Raw genomic sequence first — 21,188 nt, forward strand, 5'->3', positions numbered from 1 at the left:
GAATATCTGTTGGAGTAACGAACCAGTTAGCAGGGAGTTCTAATTTTAAATTCCCTTTAATTTCGTCTTTACCAGCTTTAACTTTGATGGCTATGGTTTTGTTTTTTTGATGATTAAAAAGTGTTACGTCATTGAGGAAACTCGTTGTTACTTCGGGAGAAATATCCAGATATTGGTACATTTCTCCTTTAACTGGGCTATTTTGTTTGTAAACAATAGTTCGCTCAAACGGAATCTCAACTTGATTTATTTTTACATTAAAAACAACTTTGGTTTCTCTGATAATAGCTGCAATTCCGATGTTTTCTTGATTGGAAACAGCATACATACCTATGCTTCCTGCTTCCTTTAACCAATACGGTTGGGTGTAATCAATAGTTTGTGGAAGTTGTAAATCAATGTCAATTTTGTTTATTTGATTGTTTCTTAATACTTTGTTTTGGGGTATTGTTATTTTGTTAGGAAAAGTTGTTACGCTTATCAATTGTGCATCTGTTGCAGTACGATTGATGGCTTCTATTTTAAGTTTTAAAAGTGTTCCTGGAGTAACTTCTTGTTGGTTTGAAACAGCTTCAAGGTACAAGCCTGCACAGTTTGCAATGCAGTTTTTTACTTCTTCTGTTTTTATTGTTTTCCAATGTGAATCTTTCAAAGATTGAATCATTTGATACACTTTGATTAAATTAGGAATGCTTGCGGATGGAGAGGTAAAATTGTATTCAGTGCTAATTTTAGTTATCAAATCCCCAATAGGTTTTCCTTCTTTAACTCGGTTCCAACTAGTGTCAATTCCTTCAAATAAATTGGATTTTTCCTTTAAAGGTGTTCCATTGATTTGTTCTAAATATTCAGTTTCATCACCACGATTTCCCGTTGTTCCAAAACCTTGCGATTGATGACTACTTCTACTCAAGGCAGCAATTTCTTGATTCGATTTTCCTAAAGTGGTATAAAAAACCCCTGTGTTCAAAGCTGAAAAAGTAGATTTGTCAGCAGCATTAAATTTTTCTTGACTACCATAAAACCAGTACGAAGGATTGAAAAATTGTCTCGTAACTTGCCAAGGTTTTACATATTGCAATTGTTCAGGAAAAGCAGTGCTCGAATTGGAAATATCAAAACTTTCGACACTTAAAATTGCCGAAGCCGAGTGATGACCATGAGTATTTCCTGCAGTTCGATGGTCAAATCGATTGATAATGATATCAGGTTGAAACTTACGGATAGCCCAAACAACATCTGCTAATACTTGGTTTTTATCCCAAATTAAAAGCGTTTCTTTTGGGTTTTTAGAATAACCAAAATCATTGGCACGAGTAAATAACTGTTCGCCACCATCTATTTTTCGAGCTTCAATAAGTTCTTGTGTTCGGATTACTCCTAATTGTTCTCGTAGTTCAGGACCTATTAAATTTTGACCACCATCCCCTCGTGTCAAAGAAAGATAAGCAGTTCTCGCTTTTTTTTCATTGGATAAATACGAAATCAATTTGGTGTTTTCGTCATCAGGATGCGCTGCAATATAAAGTACTGATCCCAGAAAATTTAGCTTCTGAATTTGGTTGTAAATTTCAACTGAATTTGGTTTTTTAGGTTTTTGTCCCCATGATATTTGGAGAACAAATAATAATAGGAAAAGAGGAGTGATTTTATTTATAGACATCTTATCAAACGTTATTATGCAATGAATTCAAATGTAATGATTATATGTTTTAAGGACTATTTTTTTAAATATTCTTAATAAAAAAAGAGCACCATTGATGCTCTTTTTATTCACTAATCTAGCTAAACCAAATAAACCTAATATGATTAGTGTTTTCCATGATGTTTTTTATCGTGTTTGTCATAATGTTTGTCATAATGTTTGTAATCATGTTTATCATAATGATGATCTCTTTCTACATACACAACCTGTTGCGGTGCTCTATACGCTACTTGTTGTGGTGCTCTGTGATTGCTATAATGTTCGTAAGGACGATTTCCTCTGTATCCATTCAAGGCAACTCTATGACAGGCATCTATATTTACATTTCTGTATTGAGTAGGTAAATATCTTGACCTGACCCAGTTGTTGCTAGAATAGTAAACGTATAATCCTGCATGATTATCATAATAGGCTCGTACTTCTGGAATATAATAAAAATCAACGGCTGTTTGTACAGGGGCTGGACGCCATGCTGAACGAGTTCCTATATTTAAGTTAACAGATACTTGCGCTTGCATTGCACTTGATGCTGCAAATAAAATCCCAATGGCTAATAGTTTAATTGTTTTCATAATTTCTATACTTTAAATAAATATTTCGTTTAATTGTTTTCTAATGTTATAATCCAGAATCCAACAACTGTGCCAAAACAAATTTAAATATTGAAACTGAATTGAGTTGTAATGCTTTTTTTATTTTTAAGATCTTGTAATTTAGGTGTTTGTGAAATTAAAAAAAGTCCAAAATTCACTTGATGAATTTTGGACTTTAAATAATTAAGTGGGTTTATCGTCTTCTTAAAAAGAATAACATCTTTGTTTTTTTAAAGAGTATTTTAATTTTTAGTTTTTCAAAAAAAATTAAGCATCTAGATCTAGTCCAAATGTATTTCTCAAAAGTTCAATATTTGGATTGATTTCAAGTAATCTGTTGTAGCGGTCTTGATCGTTTAAACTTCTTTTGTTTTCCATTTTTTCATTCACAATAACATCAACAGTAATGTCGTGATTGTGTAAATGTCCGCGTAAATGACCCAACAGACCAATTTTTTCACTTTCAAAATCTAATTTCGAACCTTCATTGGGTAATTCGATGGTAACATGTGTACCATTCAATTTAGGATCGTTTATCAATAAGAGCGATTCCATGATTTTATATCCTTTATCCCCCAGTTTTTTAGCATATTTATTCCACTGAATCAACATTTCAGTTTCGCTAAAGGGTTCTTTAGGTAAATGTGCAGTGGGTTTAACAACAGGTTTAGTTGTTTCTAGTAAGTTTTTTTTAGCTCGAATACTAGCTAATGAAAAAGCAGAAACAGTACCTCCGTCAAAATTAGGCGTTTCTTTTTTTACAACTACTTCAGGTGCTACTTCAGGAACAACAGTTTGAGCTGAGACTACGGGTTTTGTAACTTCAGTTGTCGTTTCTTTTGAATGATCGGCAATGGAATAGTCTTTTTTTCTAAAATAAGTAGGCGGGATTATAAAGTAGTCAACTTTTTTTTTTCTCCATCAAAAGTGATAGAGGCTAGTTGCATCAAACAAAGTTCAACTAATAATCGTTGGTTTTGACTTAATTTGTATTTCAAGTCGCATTCATTAGCAATAGCAATCCCTTTCAATAAAAAATCTTGATCCGCTTTTTGTGCTTGAATACCATACATTTTTTGTGCTTGTTCCCCAGCTTCTAATAAAATTAGGGTAGCTGGTGTTTTGCTAACTAATAAATCTCTAAAATGACTGGCTAGTCCAGAAACAAAATGATGCGCATCAAAACCTTTAGATAAAATATCATTGAAAGCGATCAGTAAGTCAGGGATTTTGTTCTCAAGTAATAAATCCGTGATTTGAATATAGGTTTCGTAATCCAAAACATTTAAGTTTTCGGTTACGGCTTGTCGTGTCAAATTGTTTCCACAATAAGATACTACACGGTCAAAAATGGATAATGCATCACGCATCGCACCATCTGCTTTTTGAGCAATGATATGCAAAGCATCATCTTCATAGGTGATTCCTTGACTGGTTGCCACCTCGGCAAGATGTTCTTTGGCATCTTTAACGGTAATTCTTTTGAAATCAAAGATTTGACATCGAGATAATATCGTTGGGATAATTTTGTGTTTTTCGGTCGTAGCCAAAATAAAAATGGCGTGCTTTGGTGGTTCTTCTAATGTTTTTAGGAAAGCATTAAAAGCGGCAGAGGATAACATATGCACCTCGTCAATGATATACACCTTATATTTACCCGTTTGTGGCGGGATACGGACTTGGTCAATCAGGTTTCGAATATCATCTACAGAGTTGTTAGAAGCAGCATCTAATTCGAATACATTAAATGAGAAATCTTCATTCAAATCATCATAACCAGGTTGGTTGATTTTTCGAGCTAAAATCCTTGCACACGTTGTTTTACCCACTCCTCTAGGTCCTGTAAATAACAAAGCTGACGCCAAGTGATTGTTTTCTATGGCATTCAATAATGTATTAGTAATGGCTTTTTGTCCCACAACATCTTTGAATGTTTGAGGACGATATTTTCGAGCCGATACTATAAATTGTTCCATAGAATTTTGTATTCAAAAGCAAATATAGGATTTGAAAAGCCAAAAAACAAGTCCAAAAATTGAATTCTAATATTAATGTTTGATTTCGATAACCTTTCAATTTCTTAAATGTTTTACAAAGAATACTTTTGCGAAAGCTGAAATGTTATATTTGCTTTTTATTCAAATTATTTATGGAAATTTATCATTCAAAAAAAGCAATATTTAGCAAAGAGTTAGCGGTATTAAATAAAAAGTACAACTCAATAAGCCTATTACGGTTGGTAATTGGTTTATTATTCGGTTTTTCATTTTATTATTATCTTAAAAATAGCGACCTATTATATGCAGGACTTGCTTTTTGTTTTTTTGTGTCATTTATAGTTTTGATGCGTTTCCATACAAAACTGCTTTTTAAGCGAAAAATAAAGGAGGCACTGATCAAAATCAATACTGATGAGATTGATTATCTTGAAAACAATAAACTTTCTTTTGAAAACGGAATAGAGTTTAATGATTTTAGTCATCCTTATGCTTATGATTTGGATATTTTTGGCGAACATTCTTTGTTTCAAAACCTCAATAGAACAGCGACTTTTATTGGAAAGAAAACCTTGGCACAACAACTAATAAAAGCTTCAAGTCCTGAAGTGATTTTACAAAACCAAGAAGCAACTCAAGAGTTAAATGATAAAATAGATTGGCGTCAAGAGTTTTCGGCTTTGGCCAAAGTGACTGAGGATACGCAATCTAGTTATAAAGCTTTATTGCAATGGAGCACTTTTAATAGTGAGTCTTTGCCAAAATGGGCCGTGATTTTTTCGTATGCTAGTCCGTTGTTAATTATTTCGGGCTTTATTGCTTACCTAATTACTTCAAATCTTGTTATATTAAGTAGTTTGTCCTACTTATTTGTGTTGAATTTAATTGTTTTAGGAAAGTTTTTAAAACGAATAAAATTAGAAATGGGCAATTCTTACAACATTGATAAAGTCATTGGGAAGTATGGGGTTTTATTAAAATCTATTGAAGAAGAAAGATTTTTGGATAATAAACTAGTTGCTTTACAGCAAAAACTTAAATTCAAAACGGAGAATGCGAGCGTGCATTTGAAGAAATTGTCAGACTTGTTTTCAAAAAATGATTCAATTGAAAATGTTGTTACGGCCGTTTTATTCAACGGAACTTTTTTATTCAATCTTCATGTTTTGAAAAGTTTAGTTGGATGGAAAAAAGAACATGCTGCAGCTCTCGAAGAATGGTTGGAAGTGATTGGAGAATTCGAATTCTTGAATAGCATGACGAATTTTGCCTATAATAATCCTGATTTTGTATATCCAGTTTTAAATTCTGATTATAAAATTGATTTTGAAAACCTGAGTCACCCTTTATTGAATTCTAAAACTAGAGTTGGGAATGGGGTTGCTTTTTATCCACAATCCTTTATGATTTTGACCGGATCTAATATGTCTGGTAAAAGCACTTTTTTGAGATGTTTAGGCGTGAATATGGTTTTGTCAGGAATGGGAGCAGTGGTTTGCGCTACTAAAGCTAACGTTCATCCGTTACCAGTATTGGTATCCATGAGATTGTCAGATTCATTATCGGATAGTGAATCTTATTTTTATGCTGAAATCAAGCGTTTGAAACAGATTATGGATGCCCTTGAAAACCAACCTGCATTTGTATTATTAGATGAAATTCTAAGGGGAACTAACTCTGATGATAAACGAAATGGAACCATTGAAGTTGTTAAGAAAATGATTGCTAAAAAAGCCATTGGAGCTATTGCAACTCATGATATTGAAGTTTGCTTGACTACCAATTCATATCCTACTATTTTAACAAACAAAGCATTTGAAGTTGAAATCGTAAATGATGATTTGTATTTTGATTATAAATTAAGAGATGGTGTTTGTCAAAATAAAAGCGCTTCATTCTTGATGAAAAAAATGGGAGTTATTTAAGATGTTTTCTGAGATTAAAGCATAAGATTACCCTAGTGGAGAATTAATTTTGGGTAGATGGGTTAAAATCTCGTCAATGAATGGTAAAATACAGATAAATAAAACCAGATTTTAATTGTTATTTTGTTAATCAGGAGGGAAATTTGTTCCTTTCTATTCGTTTAATACTAAAAATAATAAGAATGAAAATTAAATCAGCTTTATGTGGATTGTCAATTATTGCATTGACAATTGGATGTTCTGCTCAAGTTAAAACGGCTCAAAAACCTAATATTCTAGTAATTCTATGTGATGATTTAGGTTATGCTGATGTTGGTTTTAATGGTTCGCCAGATATTATTACTCCTGAATTGGATAAGTTAGCTAAAGATGGGACGATTATGACATCCGCATATGTAGCTCATCCATTTTGTGGACCTAGTAGAGCAGCACTAATGACAGGTAGATATACGCAAGAAATAGGTACTCCTTATAATTTAAGAGATGATGGGCGTGTAACTACTAGTGGTGTGCCAGTAAATGAAACCTATATGAGTAATATGTTGCAAGACGCTGGGTATTATACCTCGGCTATTGGTAAATGGCACTTGGGGGATAATAAAGAATTTCAACCAAATAATAGAGGGTATGATGATTTTTATGGCTTTTTAGGAGGTGGACATAAATATTTTCCTGAAAAATTCCAACCATATTATGAAAAACAAAAACAAGCAGGAGCTTATCCTATAAATGTTTATTTTACTCCTTTATTACATAATGATAAAGAGGTTCATGAAACAGAATACATAACAGACGCTTTTTCTAGAGAAGCTGTTCGAGTTATTAAAGAATCTAAAAAGAAGAAAAAACCTTTCTTTATGTATCTAGCTTATAATGCACCACATGTGCCATTAGAGGCAAAAGAAGAAGATTTGAAGGTTTTTTCAAACATAAAAGATACCGATAGACGTACGTATGCAGCCATGGTTTATGCCGTGGATAGAGGTGTAGGGGAGATTGTGAAAGCATTAAAAGAAACCAAACAGTATGAAAATACATTGATTGTATTTATGAGTGATAATGGAGGTAATTTTGATCATGGAGCTAATAATTATCCGTTAAAAGGAACTAAAGGTGATACTTTTGAAGGAGGATTTCGTGTTCCAATGTTTTTTCATTATCCAAATAAAATTGCTGCAGGTACTCATTTTGACCATCCAGTTTCTGCTTTAGATTTGTATCCTACTTTTGCTCATTTAGCACAAACGAATTTGCCGAAAGGAAAAATAGTGAATGGTAAAAATATTTGGAATGATTTAGCTTCAAATACAAGTCCACATAAAGATGAGATGATTTATGCTTTGCGTTACCGTGAAGGGTATTGTGATGTGGCAGCAAGAAAAGAAGATTGGAAAATTGTTCGTATGGGGAATGAACCATGGCAGTTATTTAATATAACCGAAGATTTAGGAGAGCATAAAGATATGGCAGGTAGGTTCCCTGAAAGAGTAAAAGAAATGGTTGCTGAAACTCAAAAGTGGACAAAATCACATATAGCTCCTTTATGGGTATATTCTCAAACGGATGCTGAATTATGGGAATCAGGAAAATTACCTAATTACGATGATACTTTTGAAGTGGATAAGTTGATTATGTCTCCAATTGAATATAAAGAAAAGACAGAAAAGAAAAAGTAAATCAATTAAAAACAAAAAAAACTGGTTATTCAAGAATATTTTATTCCTGAATAACCAGTTTTTTTTGTTTTATACTTAAGCATAACTTTGGAAACATTTCTTAAAATTGAAGTTTGCAAAAAATAAAAAAACCGCATATCCTTTAAGGAAATAGCGGTTTTTTAAAATATAAAAAAATGGTTGGTTAATAGCGCATTTGTTCTACAATGATATGAATTAATATTGGTTATGCAAAATAAAATACAATAAAATATTAATTCAATATTAAATATAAGTTAAATTAACTATTCAACATTACAGGCATTACAAGCATAGTAACTGTTTCGCCTTCTTCTAATCCGTCAATAGGGGTTAAGATACCAGCTCTGTTAGGCAATGACATTTCGAGCATAATCATATCAGATTGTAAGTTTGTCAACATTTCAGTAAGGAAACGAGAGTTGTATCCTATTTGCATATCATCTCCTTGGTAGTCACAAGTCAATCTTTCCTCTGCTTTGTTAGAATAATCAATGTCCTCTGCGGAAACGTTCAATTCAGCACCAGCAATTTTCAAACGAATTTGGTGTGTTGTTTTGTTTGAGAAAATGGCAACACGGCGAACAGAACTCAAAAATTGAGAACGGTCAATCATTAATTTATTTGGATTTTCTTTTGGAATAACGGCTTCGTAATTTGGATATTTCCCGTCAATCAAACGACACATTAAGATGTAGTTATCAAAAGAGAAGGTTGCGTTTGAATCGTTATATTCAATTTTTACTTCAGAATCAGAAGTAGAAAGGATGTTTTTTAAGATATTCAAAGGTTTCTTTGGCATAATAAAATCAGCTACTTCTGATGCCTTTACATCCGTACGAGCATATTTTACTAATTTATGAGCATCTGTAGCAACAAATATTAATCCTTCTGGAGAAAATTGAAAAAACACTCCTGACATTACAGGGCGTAAATCATCATTTCCAGCAGCAAAAATCGTTTTGCTAATCGCTGTCGCTAAAACATCAGCAGGAACTAAAGTAACAGATGGCTCATCTAAGTTTACAGATTTAGGGAATTCTTCCCCAGGCGCATAAGCTAAAGCGTATTTTCCGGAATTTGAGCTAATCTCGATCGTACTATTTTCTTCAACAGTAAAAGTCAAAGGTTGCTCAGGAAACGTTTTAAGGATTTCTAAAAGTAATTTAGCTGGAACAGCAACACTACCAACACTTGTAGAATCTATTTCTAATGTTGCTGACATAGTTGTTTCTAGATCTGAAGCAGAAACAGTCAATTCATTGTTGTTTAATTCAAAAAGGAAGTTGTCCAAAATTGGCAACGTATTACTACTATTGATAACACTACCTAAAACTTGTAATTGTTTTAATAAGTACGAACTCGATACTATAAATTTCATCTGTATATTTTATTTTTTTTTGAAGTATGTATTATGATTTTGATTTATAAAAAAGGATACATTTTACAAATATATCGTAATCTAATTTAGTATTGAAAATTTTTTATTAACACTATTTACTATATTTCTTTTTTCTGATGAAGGTAAAAAGAAAACCAAAAACACCTAGGGTTATAAGAGGAAGACCGATAGTTAACAACTGAGTCTGTGTGTAGTTTTCATAGACTTTTTCTTTATCTAATAATGGTAAATCTAAATCCTTTGAACGAATGTTAATAAGTCCTGTGTCGTCCAGTAGGTAATTCACACAGTTGAGCACAAAATCTTTGTTGTCGTATAAATTCCCAGAACGTTGATCAAAACCTAATTCAACTGGTTCATGATTTTTATCTAGCTGATTTTTGATAATGTCACCATCGGAAATTACAATCATTTTAGAAGGCTTTCCAATTGTTTTAAAGTCTTTTTGTGTGAAAGGTAAAACACGATTTTGAAACATTGATTTAAAATCGCCCTCGAGCAAAACGGCAAGTGGAATGTTGCCTGTATTGATGTAATGATTAGGGCTAGTTTCTTCAGCAACCATGTCCAAATTAATTTCGGTAGGGGTACCAATTCGTTTAGAATATTGAGAGGACTCTAATAAAAGGGTCTTTTTTATTCCGTTTTTCAACGTGTCAATAGAGTTTGTAAATTCTAATTTGATTCCGCCTAAATTCTTCACAATTGGATGCTGACTTTCAGGATAGACTTGTGGTGCAAATTTCCAATTGAAATCTTGATATTGAGTGGCACTTCCTTGTTCGCCAGTAGCGAGTTTTATAGGGCTTCCTTGTTCGTCTTTAACTAAATCAGGATTAATACGGAAACCATATTTAAAGAACATATCATTCAATCCTAAATCTTTAGGAAAAGCTAAGGTACTACCTGAGGGATTGTATAAACTGTCCATTTCAGCAGTTACTTGATCAATGAGCCACAACGTTTTTCCACCGTTTGTAATAAACTGATCTAAAACTTGTTTTTCTGAGTCGGAGAAAGTTTCTGTAGGTTTGGCGATAATGGCTAAGTCGTATTTTTTTAAGGCTTCCAAAGTGCTATTTGGATTTTTAGCGACAGAGTCCAAAGTAAACGGACCAATATGGTAACTTTCTCTTATTTGCAAAAGGAATTTAGCCATCATAATCTCTTTTAATTCTCCATTTCCTTTGATTACGGCAATTTTCTTTTGTTTTTCGTTCGCAACTTTATTTAATGCATCTGCAATGGAGTATTCTAAATGTTGCACTGATCCAATGACTTTTTCGGTCGTTGAAGCTCCCATGATGTTTTTTAATAAAGGGATATTAACTTCTTTATCTTTATAATAGGCAATAGCCCAAGGGAAAACCATGGCTTGAGATTGTTTTCCTTTGTCATCAACGGTAATATTTACAGGGATAAGCCCTTTGGTGTATAGGTTTTTAATGTTGTCCATACTAGAGTCTTCACTCTCTAGCGGATTGATGAATTCAAAACTAATGTTTTTATTATAGGCTTGAAACTCTTCTAATAACTGTCTTGTTTCTTGTTGTAGTCGTTTGAATTCAGCAGGCAAATCTCCTTGCATATATACTTTTATATATAAAGGCTCGGTTACTTGATTAACGATGTTTAAAGATGTTTCCGATAGCGTGTATCGTTGGTCTTTGGTTAAATCGAATCGATGAAAAAAGAAGTTTCCAACTAAATTTAAAACAATCAAAAAAACGATTGTAAAAAAGAGTGGTTTGAGGTTTTTATTTTCAGAATTTGCCATTACAATTGAACGGATTTAAGTTTGTAAACAGTAAGGGAAAGAAAAGCAATAGTGATACTAGAAAAATAAAGAATATCTCTAGTGTCAATAACGCCACGACTCATACTTTTAAAATGTTCTTGCATACCTAACTCTGAAATAAAATTGGCTGAATTTGGCGTTAGAGTAGCTAGTCCGTCAAATCCAAAATAGAAAAAGAAGGATAGGAAAACAGCAATAATAAAAGCTACAATTTGGTTTTCAGATAAAGTTGAAGTAAAGATCCCAATAGCAGAATAGCCAGCAATCAAAAATAATAATCCAAAATATGAACCAATGGTGCTTCCCATGTCAATATTGCCTTCAGGTGACCCTAAATTTGAAATAGCAAAAACATAGATAAATGTAGGGATAATGGCAATTATAATTAATAAAAAAGCACCAAAAAATTTACCGTTTACAATTTGCCAATGAGACAAAGGCTTAGTTAGTAATAATTCTAATGTTCCTTGTTTTTTTTCATCCGAAAAGCTACGCATAGTAACGGCAGGGATCAAAAAGATTAGAATCCAAGGTGATAAAGTAAAAAATGGACTCATATCAGCAAATCCTGTATTTAGAATGTTGTAATCTCCTTGAAATACCCACAGGAATAATCCATTGAGAATTAAAAAAAGAGCAATTACTAAATATCCAATGGGCGAACCAAAAAAGGATTTAATTTCACGTACTAAGATGGATTTCATTTATTTCTTTTTAAAAATAATTATGTCTTGATGCTCGTTTTCCTCACTGTTTTGAATTCCAGACCAATTGCCCCTTAAGAAATCAGTAATTTCTAGGTTATGCTTTTGCATCAATTCAAATATAAATTTTTTATCATAAGCAATATTTGCTTCTTTTACAGATTTATCCATTAAAGCATATGTTCCCATATCATGTGGGAATTTTTTAGATTGATTGGATTTTGTGACTGTTTTGCTCTCTTCATCTAAAAGAAAAAAAGTAGCAAAACACTTTTGATTCGTTTTTAATACACGCTGAATTTCACTAATATAATTCTCAAGGTCATTAGGAAGCATGTGTGTAAAAACAGAAGTTAAAAAAACTAAATCAAAACTTTCATTTTTATAAGGGAAAACTAATTCTGAAGCCTTTTTGTCTGAATTACTTAGGTATAGATCATTTTTTAAAGGTATAAGCTTAAAAGTGAAATTTGGGAAACGACTACTAATGTTTTTAGTACACCAATCAATTCCTATTTTTACGATATCAAAACCTTCATATTTTCCTTTTGGAGAAAGGTAATTTGTAAATGAAATAGCCATTCTTCCAATTCCACAACCAATATCTAAAACATCACTATCAGGGTTGAAATCACAATATTTCTTGAAAAGCAAAAAGTAATTGGCGCCTGTTTTTAAATAGTCACCTCGACCTGTAAAAATAAGCCCTTTTGGGGGGATTAGTGATGTTTTTTTACTAAGTAAAAGATCTTTTGGTAAGTATATGATCCTTCTAACTACAAAACGTAGCGGTACAGGAAGTAAATAAAAAAATTTTCTAATTAAAATATTCATGTTTTGAAATTTATTGTAATGGTTTTAAAAAAACTTAATTCTTAATTTTTAAATTGAATAGTAACAACATCACGATAATTTAGTCCTAATAAGCTATTCGCAGAACCCACTGTCGAAGGGTTACTTCTAAAAATAGCAATTTCAAGATAGCCAGCTTCGTTAAAAATAGCTAGTTTTTCTCCTTCATAGTTTTTTACGGGATATTTGTCTGAAATAGCTATTGAAGAATATCGTGGTAATATCGTTTTAATATTTTTGGTTTTCATTACAATTTCATAAGGTCGGCCTTTTGCGACTTCTATGAATTGCTTTTTTGTAATGTTAGTTACTACATTTCCAAGGTGATCAATATATACAACATGACCTTTAAGTGAATTATTGTCTTTGGAAACAGTGGCCTTTAGTTCGGTAACTTCTTTAATTGACGTAATTTCTTTGCCAATAACATTTAATAATCCACCTTTTGCAATATGACAAGCCACTTTGACAAAGATATCTAAGTCGGTTGCATCATTTGGAAAACGATCGTGAATGTTAATAGAAACCATTTTTTGCGGAACTATTTTTTGTGAAAGCATACTTAAAATCCCGTTATCTGCAGCAATAAAATAAGAATCATTCCATTGTATGGCAATATGTTGGTTTTCTTTGTTTAATTCTAAATCGACACCAACAAGGTGTACCGTTCCTTTTGGAAAACTAGAATAAGCCGCATTTATAACGTAACTTGCTTCAACTGTGTTGAATGGGTCTATGTGGTGTGAGATGTCAATAATGGTGGCTTCTGGATATTCAGATAATATCTTCCCTTTCAACGCACCTACAAAATGATCTTTCAAGCCGTAATCGGTAGTAAGGGTAATTATTGACATAATTTTGTTTATAACTATTACTGGATTCTAAAACTAATTTTTATTAAATTTGAGAAATGCAAAGCTAATAATAGTAAACTCAAAAAAGCAAAAAAACAAAAAACAAATTCCATTAATTAGGAAATAAATTTAGATTTAAGTCCTTATATAGTATCAAAAAAAATAGTTGTCTAAATGTTAACTTAAAACTGCCAAATTTGAACGAAAGAATAATCGAGCTCATAGACATCGCACCAAAAGAGTTTTGGGGCGCTCAAGACACTCATCTTGAAATTATTAAAAAATACTACCCGAAACTAAAAATTGTGGCGAGAGGCACAACGTTGAAGGCTTTTGGAGAAAAAGAAATCTTAGATGAATTTGAAAAACGATTTCAACGATTAATGTTGCATTTTTCAAGGTATAATAATATTGATGATAATGTGATTGAGCGTGTTATTATGGGAGACGGTGATGAGGATAGAAAAACAACCATTAACGATAAAATATTAGTACATGGAGTAGGAGGTAAAATGATTAAACCGATGACTCCTAATCAGCAATTATTAGTGGATACAATCAATAAGAATGATATGGTATTTGCGGTAGGCCCAGCAGGTACAGGGAAAACCTATACTGGTGTGGCTATGGCAGTAAAAGCACTGAAGGAAAAACAAGTCAAGAGGATTATATTAACTCGTCCAGCGGTAGAAGCAGGTGAGAATCTTGGTTTCTTACCTGGAGACATGAAAGAAAAGCTAGATCCATACATGCAACCACTCTATGACGCATTGCGCGACATGATTCCTAATGAAAAATTAGAAGATTATATTGCCAAAGGAATCATTCAAATTGCACCTTTAGCATTTATGCGTGGACGTACATTAGATAGTGCTTTTGTGATTTTGGACGAAGCTCAAAACACAACGCATTCTCAAATGAAAATGTTCTTGACGCGTATGGGTAAAAGTGCTAAATTCATGATCACTGGTGATCCTGGTCAGGTTGATTTGCCAAGAAGAACAATTTCAGGACTTAAAGAAGCTTTATTAGTATTAAAAGATATCGACGGGATTGGAATTATTTATCTTGATGATAAAGATATTGTAAGGCATAAATTAGTTAAAAAAGTAATTGATGCTTATAAATATACTGAAAACACAGATTAAATAAATATATTTGTAATAAGATAAACCAATAAAAGACGACCTCATTAAGGTCGTTTTTTATTGAATGATATAATATAAATTGACAGAATTGAAAACGGTACTGATAACAGGAGCATGTGCAGGAATTGGAAAAGCTACGGCGTTGTATTTTGCAAAAAACGGCTATAATGTAATAGCTACTATGCTTTGTTTAGAAAGAGGAAAAGAATTATTAAACACAAAAGGGATTATAACTTATGAGTTAGATGTAACTTCTACTGAAAGTATTGCTAATTGTAAAAAACAAATTTTAGCTGAACATATTACTATTGACTTGGTGATTAACAACGCAGGAAGAGGCTATAGGAGTTTTGTTGAATTAGCGGAAGACTCACAAATACAAACGATTGTAGATGTAAATTGGCTTGGAGTAATAAAGGTATGTCGTGCTTTTATCCCTGTTTTTAGAGAACAAAATAAAGGACAATTTATCAATATTACTTCTATTGCAGGTTTGGTTAATTTGCCTTTAGGTAGTTTTTATCATTCCACAAAACATGCTGTAGAGAGTTTTTCAGAGTGTATGGCGTATGAATTGAGAGATTTTAATATTAGTGTAGCAACCGTACAGTTTGGAAACACTCCTTCTAATTTTCAAAAAAATGTAGTCAAATCCCAAGATTCATCAATTGCTTCTTATAAGGATTTAATGGATAAAATTGATGCTTTATTAATTAAAAAAACCAATAAAAATATTGATTTAAAGCAATCTATCGTTGAACAATTATACGAAATAGCTCAAAATCCTCCTCGTAATTTTAAGCGATATACCATTGGTTTTGATGCCAATTTTTTAAATATTATTAGGAAGAGACTCGGTTATCAGTTGTTTGCACGATTAATACGAAAATCTGTTTTTTAAATTCATTTTTGAATTATTGTGTTTTAGAAGGTTTATTGCATATCCTTTTACTTTCCCTACTGTTTTCCATACCAAAGTTTTTATTGTATAATAATAAATAATTTGAAATGGTCATATTGAACAATAGCGGATTCATACAAAAGGAAAGGGATATTGAATCTAAGCATCTAAAAAAAAGGATTATATTTTTAGATGTTTAATTATCATTAGAGTTTTTTAAATTTAGGCACTGAATCTTGTCTTTTTTACTATTTTTACTTTAAAGATAAACTAACTCAGTAAAAAAACTAAGATGATTTCAAAAAGGATATATGTTACTTTTTTAATTCTAATTTCCTTTATAGCAAAAGCCTCTTTTATTTTGTTACCAATGGATGACACTACCCAAAAAAATCATCTCAAAGCCTACGGAATTACGTTTTGGTGTTTGGATAAAAAATACAAAGCCAGTTGGTTACTTAATTATCGTGGTGGTTCTTTCCTACTTCCCGATGCCCCTGAAATACGAAAAGAATGTCAAATAAGAGGGGTCAGTTTTGAAATCTTGTCTGATAATCAGTCAAATATTATCTTAAATGAAATAGCGAGTCCTTCTCAAAATATGGAAACCGTCGTTTTAGAAAAAGCACCTAAAATTGCCGTTTATACTCCTAAAGGGAAGCAACCTTGGGATGATGCTGTTACACTTGTTTTGACTTATGCCGAAATACCTTTTACACCCATATATGATGAGGAGGTCTTAAGCGACCAACTTGTTTTGTACGATTGGTTGCATTTGCATCACGAAGATTTTACGGGACAATATGGTAAATTTTACGGAGCCTACAAAAGTACGCCTTGGTATATCGAACAAAAAAAGAATGCCGAAGATTTGGCAACCAAATTAGGCTATCTAAAAGTATCTCAAGAAAAAGGGGCTGTAGCCAAAAAAATCCGTGACTTTGTTATTGGTGGCGGTTTTATGTTTGCCATGTGTTCTGCTACGGACAGTTTTGACATTGCCCTTGCCGCTGATGGTCTAGACATTTGTGAACCCATGTTTGACGGAGATCCATCAGATGCCAATTACCAATCCCAATTGAATTATCAAAACTCTTTAGCTTTCAAAGATTTTACGCTAGAGCGAAGACCAGACAAATATGAGTTTTCAGATATCGATACCACCGAAAAACGAAATATTCCTATGGATACAGATTATTTTACGTTGATGGAATTTTCGGCAAAGTGGGATCCCATTCCTAGTATGTTATGTCAAAACCATACCCAACTCGTAAAAGGGTTCATGGGACAAACTACTGCTTTTGAAGCTAATGTGGTTAAATCCAGTGTATTGACGATGGCGACTTGTGAACTTAATGGTGAAGCTCGTTACATTCACGGCGAAAAAGGCAAAGGAATGTTTACATTTTATAGCGGTCATGATCCTGAGGATTACCAACACAAAGTGGGCGATTCCCCAACGGTTTTAGATTTACATCCTAATTCTCCAGGTTACCGCTTGATTTTAAATAATGTATTATTTCCAGCCGCTCGTAAAAAGAAATTAAAAACATAGTAGGTTTAAGAGATAAAAAATAAACCATTAAGAAATAAAGAAAAACCTAATTCAAACTAAACTCTACCCATATAGGCAAATGATCTGATATTTTTCTAGCCTCTTTTAAGTTTTCAAAATCAGTGTAAAAAAGGATTTTACCACCATTCAAAACATTGAGTTTAGATGACTGATAAAAGATATTATCAAATTCTGATGCCAAACAAATAGCACCATCACATTCTCGTTTCAAAGATGTTTTTTCGCCAACTAAAACAGGAACATATCCCATTTTTTTCAATGGATTAAATACCGTGTGTGATTGCGGACAGTTGAAATCGCCGAGAAAAATTAAATTCAAGTTAGGATTTTCTTGGGGTAAAAATTTAAAATACTTTATTTCTGTTTCAGGCTGTTTACTTTTAGTAATTGCATGAAAATTGACTAGTGTAAATGCTTTTCCGTCCTTTTCAAAAGTAGCATAGTAAGGTTCGCGATCAATCTCCAAATAGTATTTTTTTTCTAACCAAGCTGAACCTATTTTTTTGACTTTACTCGTTTTCCAGATAAAAGCATAGCGCTCGGTTTTGTAGGTACTACTACTAGTTGGATCACTTATTGTATAATCCCATTTTGAACCTTTACGATTCAAAATTGCTACTAATCGTGCCACTGCTTGTGAACCGCCATAACCAGCAACCACTTCTTGTATAGCCACCACATCGTAATTCATCACAACTTTCGCCATGAATTCCACCTCCACTTCCGACTTGGATTTCCCCAAATTTTCAATATTCCAAGAAAGAATTTTTGTTTGAGAGAAAATGGTAAAGGAATAGAGAAAGAAGAGGAGTAGGTGAAGGGGTTTCATGAAGGTAAATGGTAAGCTTTCGTTTTATTGGACAAATTAAGTTGTTTTTTTTGAAAGAATATAGTTTTAGTATTTGTTTATTATACCAACTTTATATTTCATCATTTAAGCTTTTTTATGGTTGTGTTTTTGATTAAATGGTTAATAATAAGCTCAAGAAACCTCAAATGAATATTTAGAATACACAAAGTTGAAGTAATGATTTTCGATAAATGGCGCTTTCATAAGATTTATAAATTCATTCAATGAGACTCCATGATAGTGATGGATAGCCTGTAGTTTAAATTCTATTTCGAGAATCTGGTTTATTTCATCGTATCCTACTGAAACGATATTCTTATCTTTAACAGGGTAGCGCATCATTGAAATGTATTTTAAGTTCAACTTATTTTCAGTTTTTCAAACTTAAAACTAGTAAAGCATATTTCTTTGCGGGAAACCGTAATCTAAGTTTTTTGACATAACAGCATAAAAAAATCCTCTGAACGATTTTAAAAGTTCACAGAATTTTTAAAATTACTATTCGATATAAAACCTATATCAAGCCTAAATCTTTAGAAATGGCAATTAAATGTATTGTATTGTTAGCTTTGAAATACGTTTTCAATTTATTAATCCGCTTTTCGATACTACTTTTACTGTTGGGACTAATGTTTAACATTTTAAATTGGCTTTCCATTTGGTCTTGTGCAACCCCAATGGATAAATATTTCAGTAATTCCAAATCATAATTATCTATCTCGTTGACAGTTTTATCTTGGAGTACATGTGTAATTGTGGGAGAAAGGTATTTTTGGTCTGAGTTATAGACTAGTGTTAAGGCATTTTTTAGTTCAGGAACACTATTGCGACCTTTCATTACATAACCATCAATATCGTGGTTTTCAAAAAGAGATTTTATACGATAAGATTTATCTTCGATTGAATATACAATGATTTTTATATCAGGTTGTATAGCTCTAACAGCAGCAATTAAGTCCTCACCAGATTTGAGTGTAAGTGTATCCACCCGATGGTCTTCTATAAAAGATAAATCCGTGAGCAATAAATCATACGGAGTTTCATCTAATAAGGCTCTTTTTATTTTTAACAAAGCATCATCACAGTATTTTGTATATTCAACTTCATGGATTTTACATTCTTTGAGTACTTCAATAACAGCAAGATTAATACTGTCAAAATCTTCGGAAATTATTACTTTGTTAAACATGATAGGCATTTATTTAGGGAATTGTATGGTTGTTTGTAATCCTTTGTTTATTTGTGAATCAAAACTAATGCTTCCGTTAATACTATTTATACGGTTTTCCACATTTGTAAGTCCATTTTTTGGAATGTTTTTTGGATTAAAGCCAATACCGTTGTCTGTATATTTGATTTGTATTAGTTTTTCTAAAACTTCAAACCCAATTATCACAATGCTTGCCTTACTATGTTTTTTCATATTGGTTAGTAATTCTTGTATAATACGGTAGATTTCGATTTGCTTTTCCGGTGCTATTTTTCCCCAATCAACTGTGTCACTCCCTTTGATAAGGATGTTTGTTTGTATAGAATTATAGCTCATTAACATTTCATTGAAAATATTTCCAAACAATAATCCTGTTTTAATACCGCTATTCTGTCTCGAAATATTTCTGGTTTTGTCATAAATCCTATCTAGGTTTTCGAGTAAAAGTTCTTTCTTTTCAAGATTATCTAGGCTTTGTGTTTCTACAAAAGTGATCGTGCGATACACCTCATTCGCTAATTCATCGTGGAGTTTTTTGGATATACGTGTTTCAGTTTCGTAAGTTGCGACTCTTTTTTCTCGTTTGTTTTTTCTTCTCCAAAATGAATATAAAAGGAGGATTGCTAGAATTAGACAAAATACTGAAAAAACGAGCATCAAGTTTTGATATTTTTTTTGTTCTAGTTCCAATGCATTTTCTGCCTTCTCCGTTTTTAGTAATAGGTTTTCTTCTTTTTCAAGAGAAGCGTCATATTTTATTTTAGCAAATTGGTTTTTTGCTTTTTGTCTCACTTTGTATAAACTATCACTAAGGTTAATATGTACCAAAGCATATTTTTTGACTTCAGTTTGGTTACTTGTTTCAATTAATAATTTTAAAGCATCGAGAGCATCATCAATACTGTGAATAGAAATGGCTTCATGATATGCTAATTTTGCATAGCTAATGGCCAGATTAGTATTAGAATTTTTATAATATTCTGCTAGATGAATAGCACTAATGATAATGCCATAATGGTTGCTGTTTTCTTTTCTAATTTGTAAACCTTGCTCTAATAGAAAAATGCTTTTAGGTAAATTAAGTTTGAATGAAATGTATCCCAAATTATCTAGTACCCTTGCATAATTTTCAGGACTATCTATAATCTCTTTTTTTAAAACGAGTTCCGATAGTATTTGATACGCTTTATCATATTTTTTTTGATCTTTATAAACAACAGCTATATTGTTTTTTAATATACTGGCTTGTAAGCTATCAGTAGCTAATTGGAATGCTTGATTATAATAAAATATGGATTGATTGTAATTGAATAAATTTTTATAATTAATACCTAGAATGTTGTAAATGGAGGCCTTATAACCTTGATCTGTATTGTTATCAAAAAGGGGGATAGCTTCAGTAGCGGTCGCTTCACTACTAAAATAATCTCCTTGTACCTGTTGAATATAGGATAGTTTTAGTAAAGTATAAATAATCCTATTGGGTTGTGTTTTGGGATTACTTTTGTTTTTGATGCTATTGTAATAGTAAAACGCACTATCAAATATCTGTTTTTCAAGATATTTTTCAGCAGCATTAAACTCTTGATTGTATTGTGGATAGGCTTCAAAAGCTGAGGAAATGGTTCGCTCTTTTTTACAAGAAATAAATACTAATAGTAGAAATATAATAATTAAAATCGGGAAATGAAACATATTGCGTACCATTTCCCGAAAATAATCAATTTAATTTATAAAAAGGTAACCTTGTTTCGGTTATTTTTTATTGAGGCTTTCGCGTTGGAAGTTGGCCACTTTCATCTCCACCAGTAGCTTTTACTTCTTCGGATAGTTTGGTTTTAGTAGTCTCAACTTGATCCGCAGTGCAGGATGTTATTAGCGTACTTGTTATTACAAAACAGGACATCAAAAATATTCTTTTCATCTTTTTAGTTTTAAAAATTGGACATAGGAATGGCTGTTCGATTTCTGAATCGAAT

General features: G+C 32.1%; 19 protein-coding genes. 6 read left to right on the forward strand and 13 right to left on the reverse strand.

Translation table 11 applies throughout. From position 1 onward, the window contains the following. The 3 genes from WBQ70_RS01055 to WBQ70_RS01065 all read right to left on the reverse strand — a co-directional run. On the reverse strand, positions 1-1,663 hold a 1,663-nt coding region (locus WBQ70_RS01055), incomplete at its 3' end, for a PIG-L family deacetylase (RefSeq protein ID WP_423909342.1). Between the two features lie 146 nt (positions 1,664-1,809). Then, on the reverse strand, positions 1,810-2,277 hold the full coding sequence (locus tag WBQ70_RS01060) for a hypothetical protein (RefSeq protein WP_423909345.1): 468 nt from the start codon (positions 2,275-2,277) through the stop codon (positions 1,810-1,812). A gap of 288 nt (positions 2,278-2,565) precedes the next feature. Further along, a complete protein-coding gene (locus WBQ70_RS01065; protein ID WP_423909348.1) occupies positions 2,566-2,853 on the reverse strand; it encodes a DNA polymerase III in 288 nt (95 codons plus the stop codon). A 94-nt stretch (positions 2,854-2,947) separates the two neighbouring features. On the opposite strand from WBQ70_RS01065, the gene WBQ70_RS01070 reads away from it, so the two are divergent. Beyond that, the gene (locus WBQ70_RS01070) at positions 2,948-3,097 is read left to right on the forward strand and encodes a hypothetical protein (protein WP_423909351.1); all 150 of its coding nucleotides are present in this window, start codon (positions 2,948-2,950) and stop codon (positions 3,095-3,097) included. A 91-nt stretch (positions 3,098-3,188) separates the two neighbouring features. On the opposite strand, the gene dnaX is transcribed toward WBQ70_RS01070, so the two are convergent. Further along, positions 3,189-4,274, reverse strand: coding sequence for a DNA polymerase III subunit gamma/tau (gene dnaX / locus WBQ70_RS01075; protein WP_423909353.1), 1,086 nt, complete (start codon positions 4,272-4,274; stop codon positions 3,189-3,191). Between the two features lie 173 nt (positions 4,275-4,447). Between dnaX and WBQ70_RS01080 the strand changes: the two genes are divergently transcribed. Continuing rightward, on the forward strand, positions 4,448-6,220 hold the full coding sequence (locus WBQ70_RS01080; protein WP_423909356.1) for a MutS-related protein: 1,773 nt from the start codon (positions 4,448-4,450) through the stop codon (positions 6,218-6,220). A gap of 182 nt (positions 6,221-6,402) precedes the next feature. Next, entirely contained in the window at positions 6,403-7,896 is a 1,494-nt protein-coding gene (locus tag WBQ70_RS01085) for a sulfatase-like hydrolase/transferase (RefSeq protein ID WP_423909359.1), read from the forward strand. Positions 7,897-8,176: 280 nt separating this feature from the next. On the opposite strand, the gene dnaN is transcribed toward WBQ70_RS01085, so the two are convergent. From dnaN to WBQ70_RS01110, 5 genes are all read right to left on the reverse strand, one after another. Beyond that, positions 8,177-9,295 carry a DNA polymerase III subunit beta gene (gene dnaN, locus WBQ70_RS01090; RefSeq protein WP_423909362.1) on the reverse strand — a complete coding sequence of 373 codons (1,119 nt, stop codon included), beginning with the start codon at positions 9,293-9,295 and terminating at the stop codon, positions 8,177-8,179. 112 nt (positions 9,296-9,407) lie between these two features. Further along, positions 9,408-11,093, reverse strand: coding sequence for a gliding motility-associated ABC transporter substrate-binding protein GldG (gene gldG, locus WBQ70_RS01095; RefSeq protein ID WP_423909365.1), 1,686 nt, complete (start codon positions 11,091-11,093; stop codon positions 9,408-9,410). Then, positions 11,093-11,818, reverse strand: a complete 726-nt coding sequence (gene gldF / locus WBQ70_RS01100; RefSeq protein WP_423909368.1) for a gliding motility-associated ABC transporter permease subunit GldF — start codon at positions 11,816-11,818, stop codon at positions 11,093-11,095. The genes gldG and gldF overlap by 1 nt, the downstream gene beginning before the upstream one ends. Next, positions 11,819-12,652, reverse strand: a complete 834-nt coding sequence (locus tag WBQ70_RS01105; RefSeq protein WP_423909370.1) for a class I SAM-dependent methyltransferase — start codon at positions 12,650-12,652, stop codon at positions 11,819-11,821. 41 nt (positions 12,653-12,693) lie between these two features. Beyond that, positions 12,694-13,524 carry an SAM hydrolase/SAM-dependent halogenase family protein gene (locus WBQ70_RS01110; RefSeq protein ID WP_423909373.1) on the reverse strand — a complete coding sequence of 277 codons (831 nt, stop codon included), beginning with the start codon at positions 13,522-13,524 and terminating at the stop codon, positions 12,694-12,696. Positions 13,525-13,721: 197 nt separating this feature from the next. Between WBQ70_RS01110 and WBQ70_RS01115 the strand changes: the two genes are divergently transcribed. From WBQ70_RS01115 to WBQ70_RS01125, 3 genes are all read left to right on the forward strand, one after another. Beyond that, a complete protein-coding gene (locus WBQ70_RS01115) occupies positions 13,722-14,672 on the forward strand; it encodes a PhoH family protein (protein ID WP_423909376.1) in 951 nt (316 codons plus the stop codon). Positions 14,673-14,760: 88 nt separating this feature from the next. Then, entirely contained in the window at positions 14,761-15,573 is an 813-nt protein-coding gene (locus WBQ70_RS01120; protein ID WP_423909379.1) for an SDR family NAD(P)-dependent oxidoreductase, read from the forward strand. A gap of 292 nt (positions 15,574-15,865) precedes the next feature. Next, the gene (locus WBQ70_RS01125; RefSeq protein ID WP_423909382.1) at positions 15,866-17,128 is read left to right on the forward strand and encodes an asparagine synthetase B; all 1,263 of its coding nucleotides are present in this window, start codon (positions 15,866-15,868) and stop codon (positions 17,126-17,128) included. Between the two features lie 46 nt (positions 17,129-17,174). Here the strand turns inward: WBQ70_RS01125 and WBQ70_RS01130 are convergent, their stop codons facing one another. From WBQ70_RS01130 to WBQ70_RS01145, 4 genes are all read right to left on the reverse strand, one after another. Further along, complete coding sequence (locus WBQ70_RS01130) at positions 17,175-17,978, reverse strand: endonuclease/exonuclease/phosphatase family protein (protein WP_423909384.1); 804 nt, start codon at positions 17,976-17,978, stop codon at positions 17,175-17,177. Positions 17,979-18,131: 153 nt separating this feature from the next. Continuing rightward, a complete protein-coding gene (locus WBQ70_RS01135; RefSeq protein ID WP_423909387.1) occupies positions 18,132-18,341 on the reverse strand; it encodes a KTSC domain-containing protein in 210 nt (69 codons plus the stop codon). A 172-nt stretch (positions 18,342-18,513) separates the two neighbouring features. Beyond that, complete coding sequence (locus tag WBQ70_RS01140) at positions 18,514-19,188, reverse strand: response regulator (RefSeq protein WP_423909390.1); 675 nt, start codon at positions 19,186-19,188, stop codon at positions 18,514-18,516. A 9-nt stretch (positions 19,189-19,197) separates the two neighbouring features. After that, positions 19,198-20,904 carry a tetratricopeptide repeat-containing sensor histidine kinase gene (locus WBQ70_RS01145; RefSeq protein ID WP_423909393.1) on the reverse strand — a complete coding sequence of 569 codons (1,707 nt, stop codon included), beginning with the start codon at positions 20,902-20,904 and terminating at the stop codon, positions 19,198-19,200. Between the last annotated feature and the right edge of the window lie 284 nt (positions 20,905-21,188).

This window comes from Flavobacterium sp. (genome assembly GCF_049590715.1).
Taxonomy (GTDB): domain Bacteria; phylum Bacteroidota; class Bacteroidia; order Flavobacteriales; family Flavobacteriaceae; genus Flavobacterium.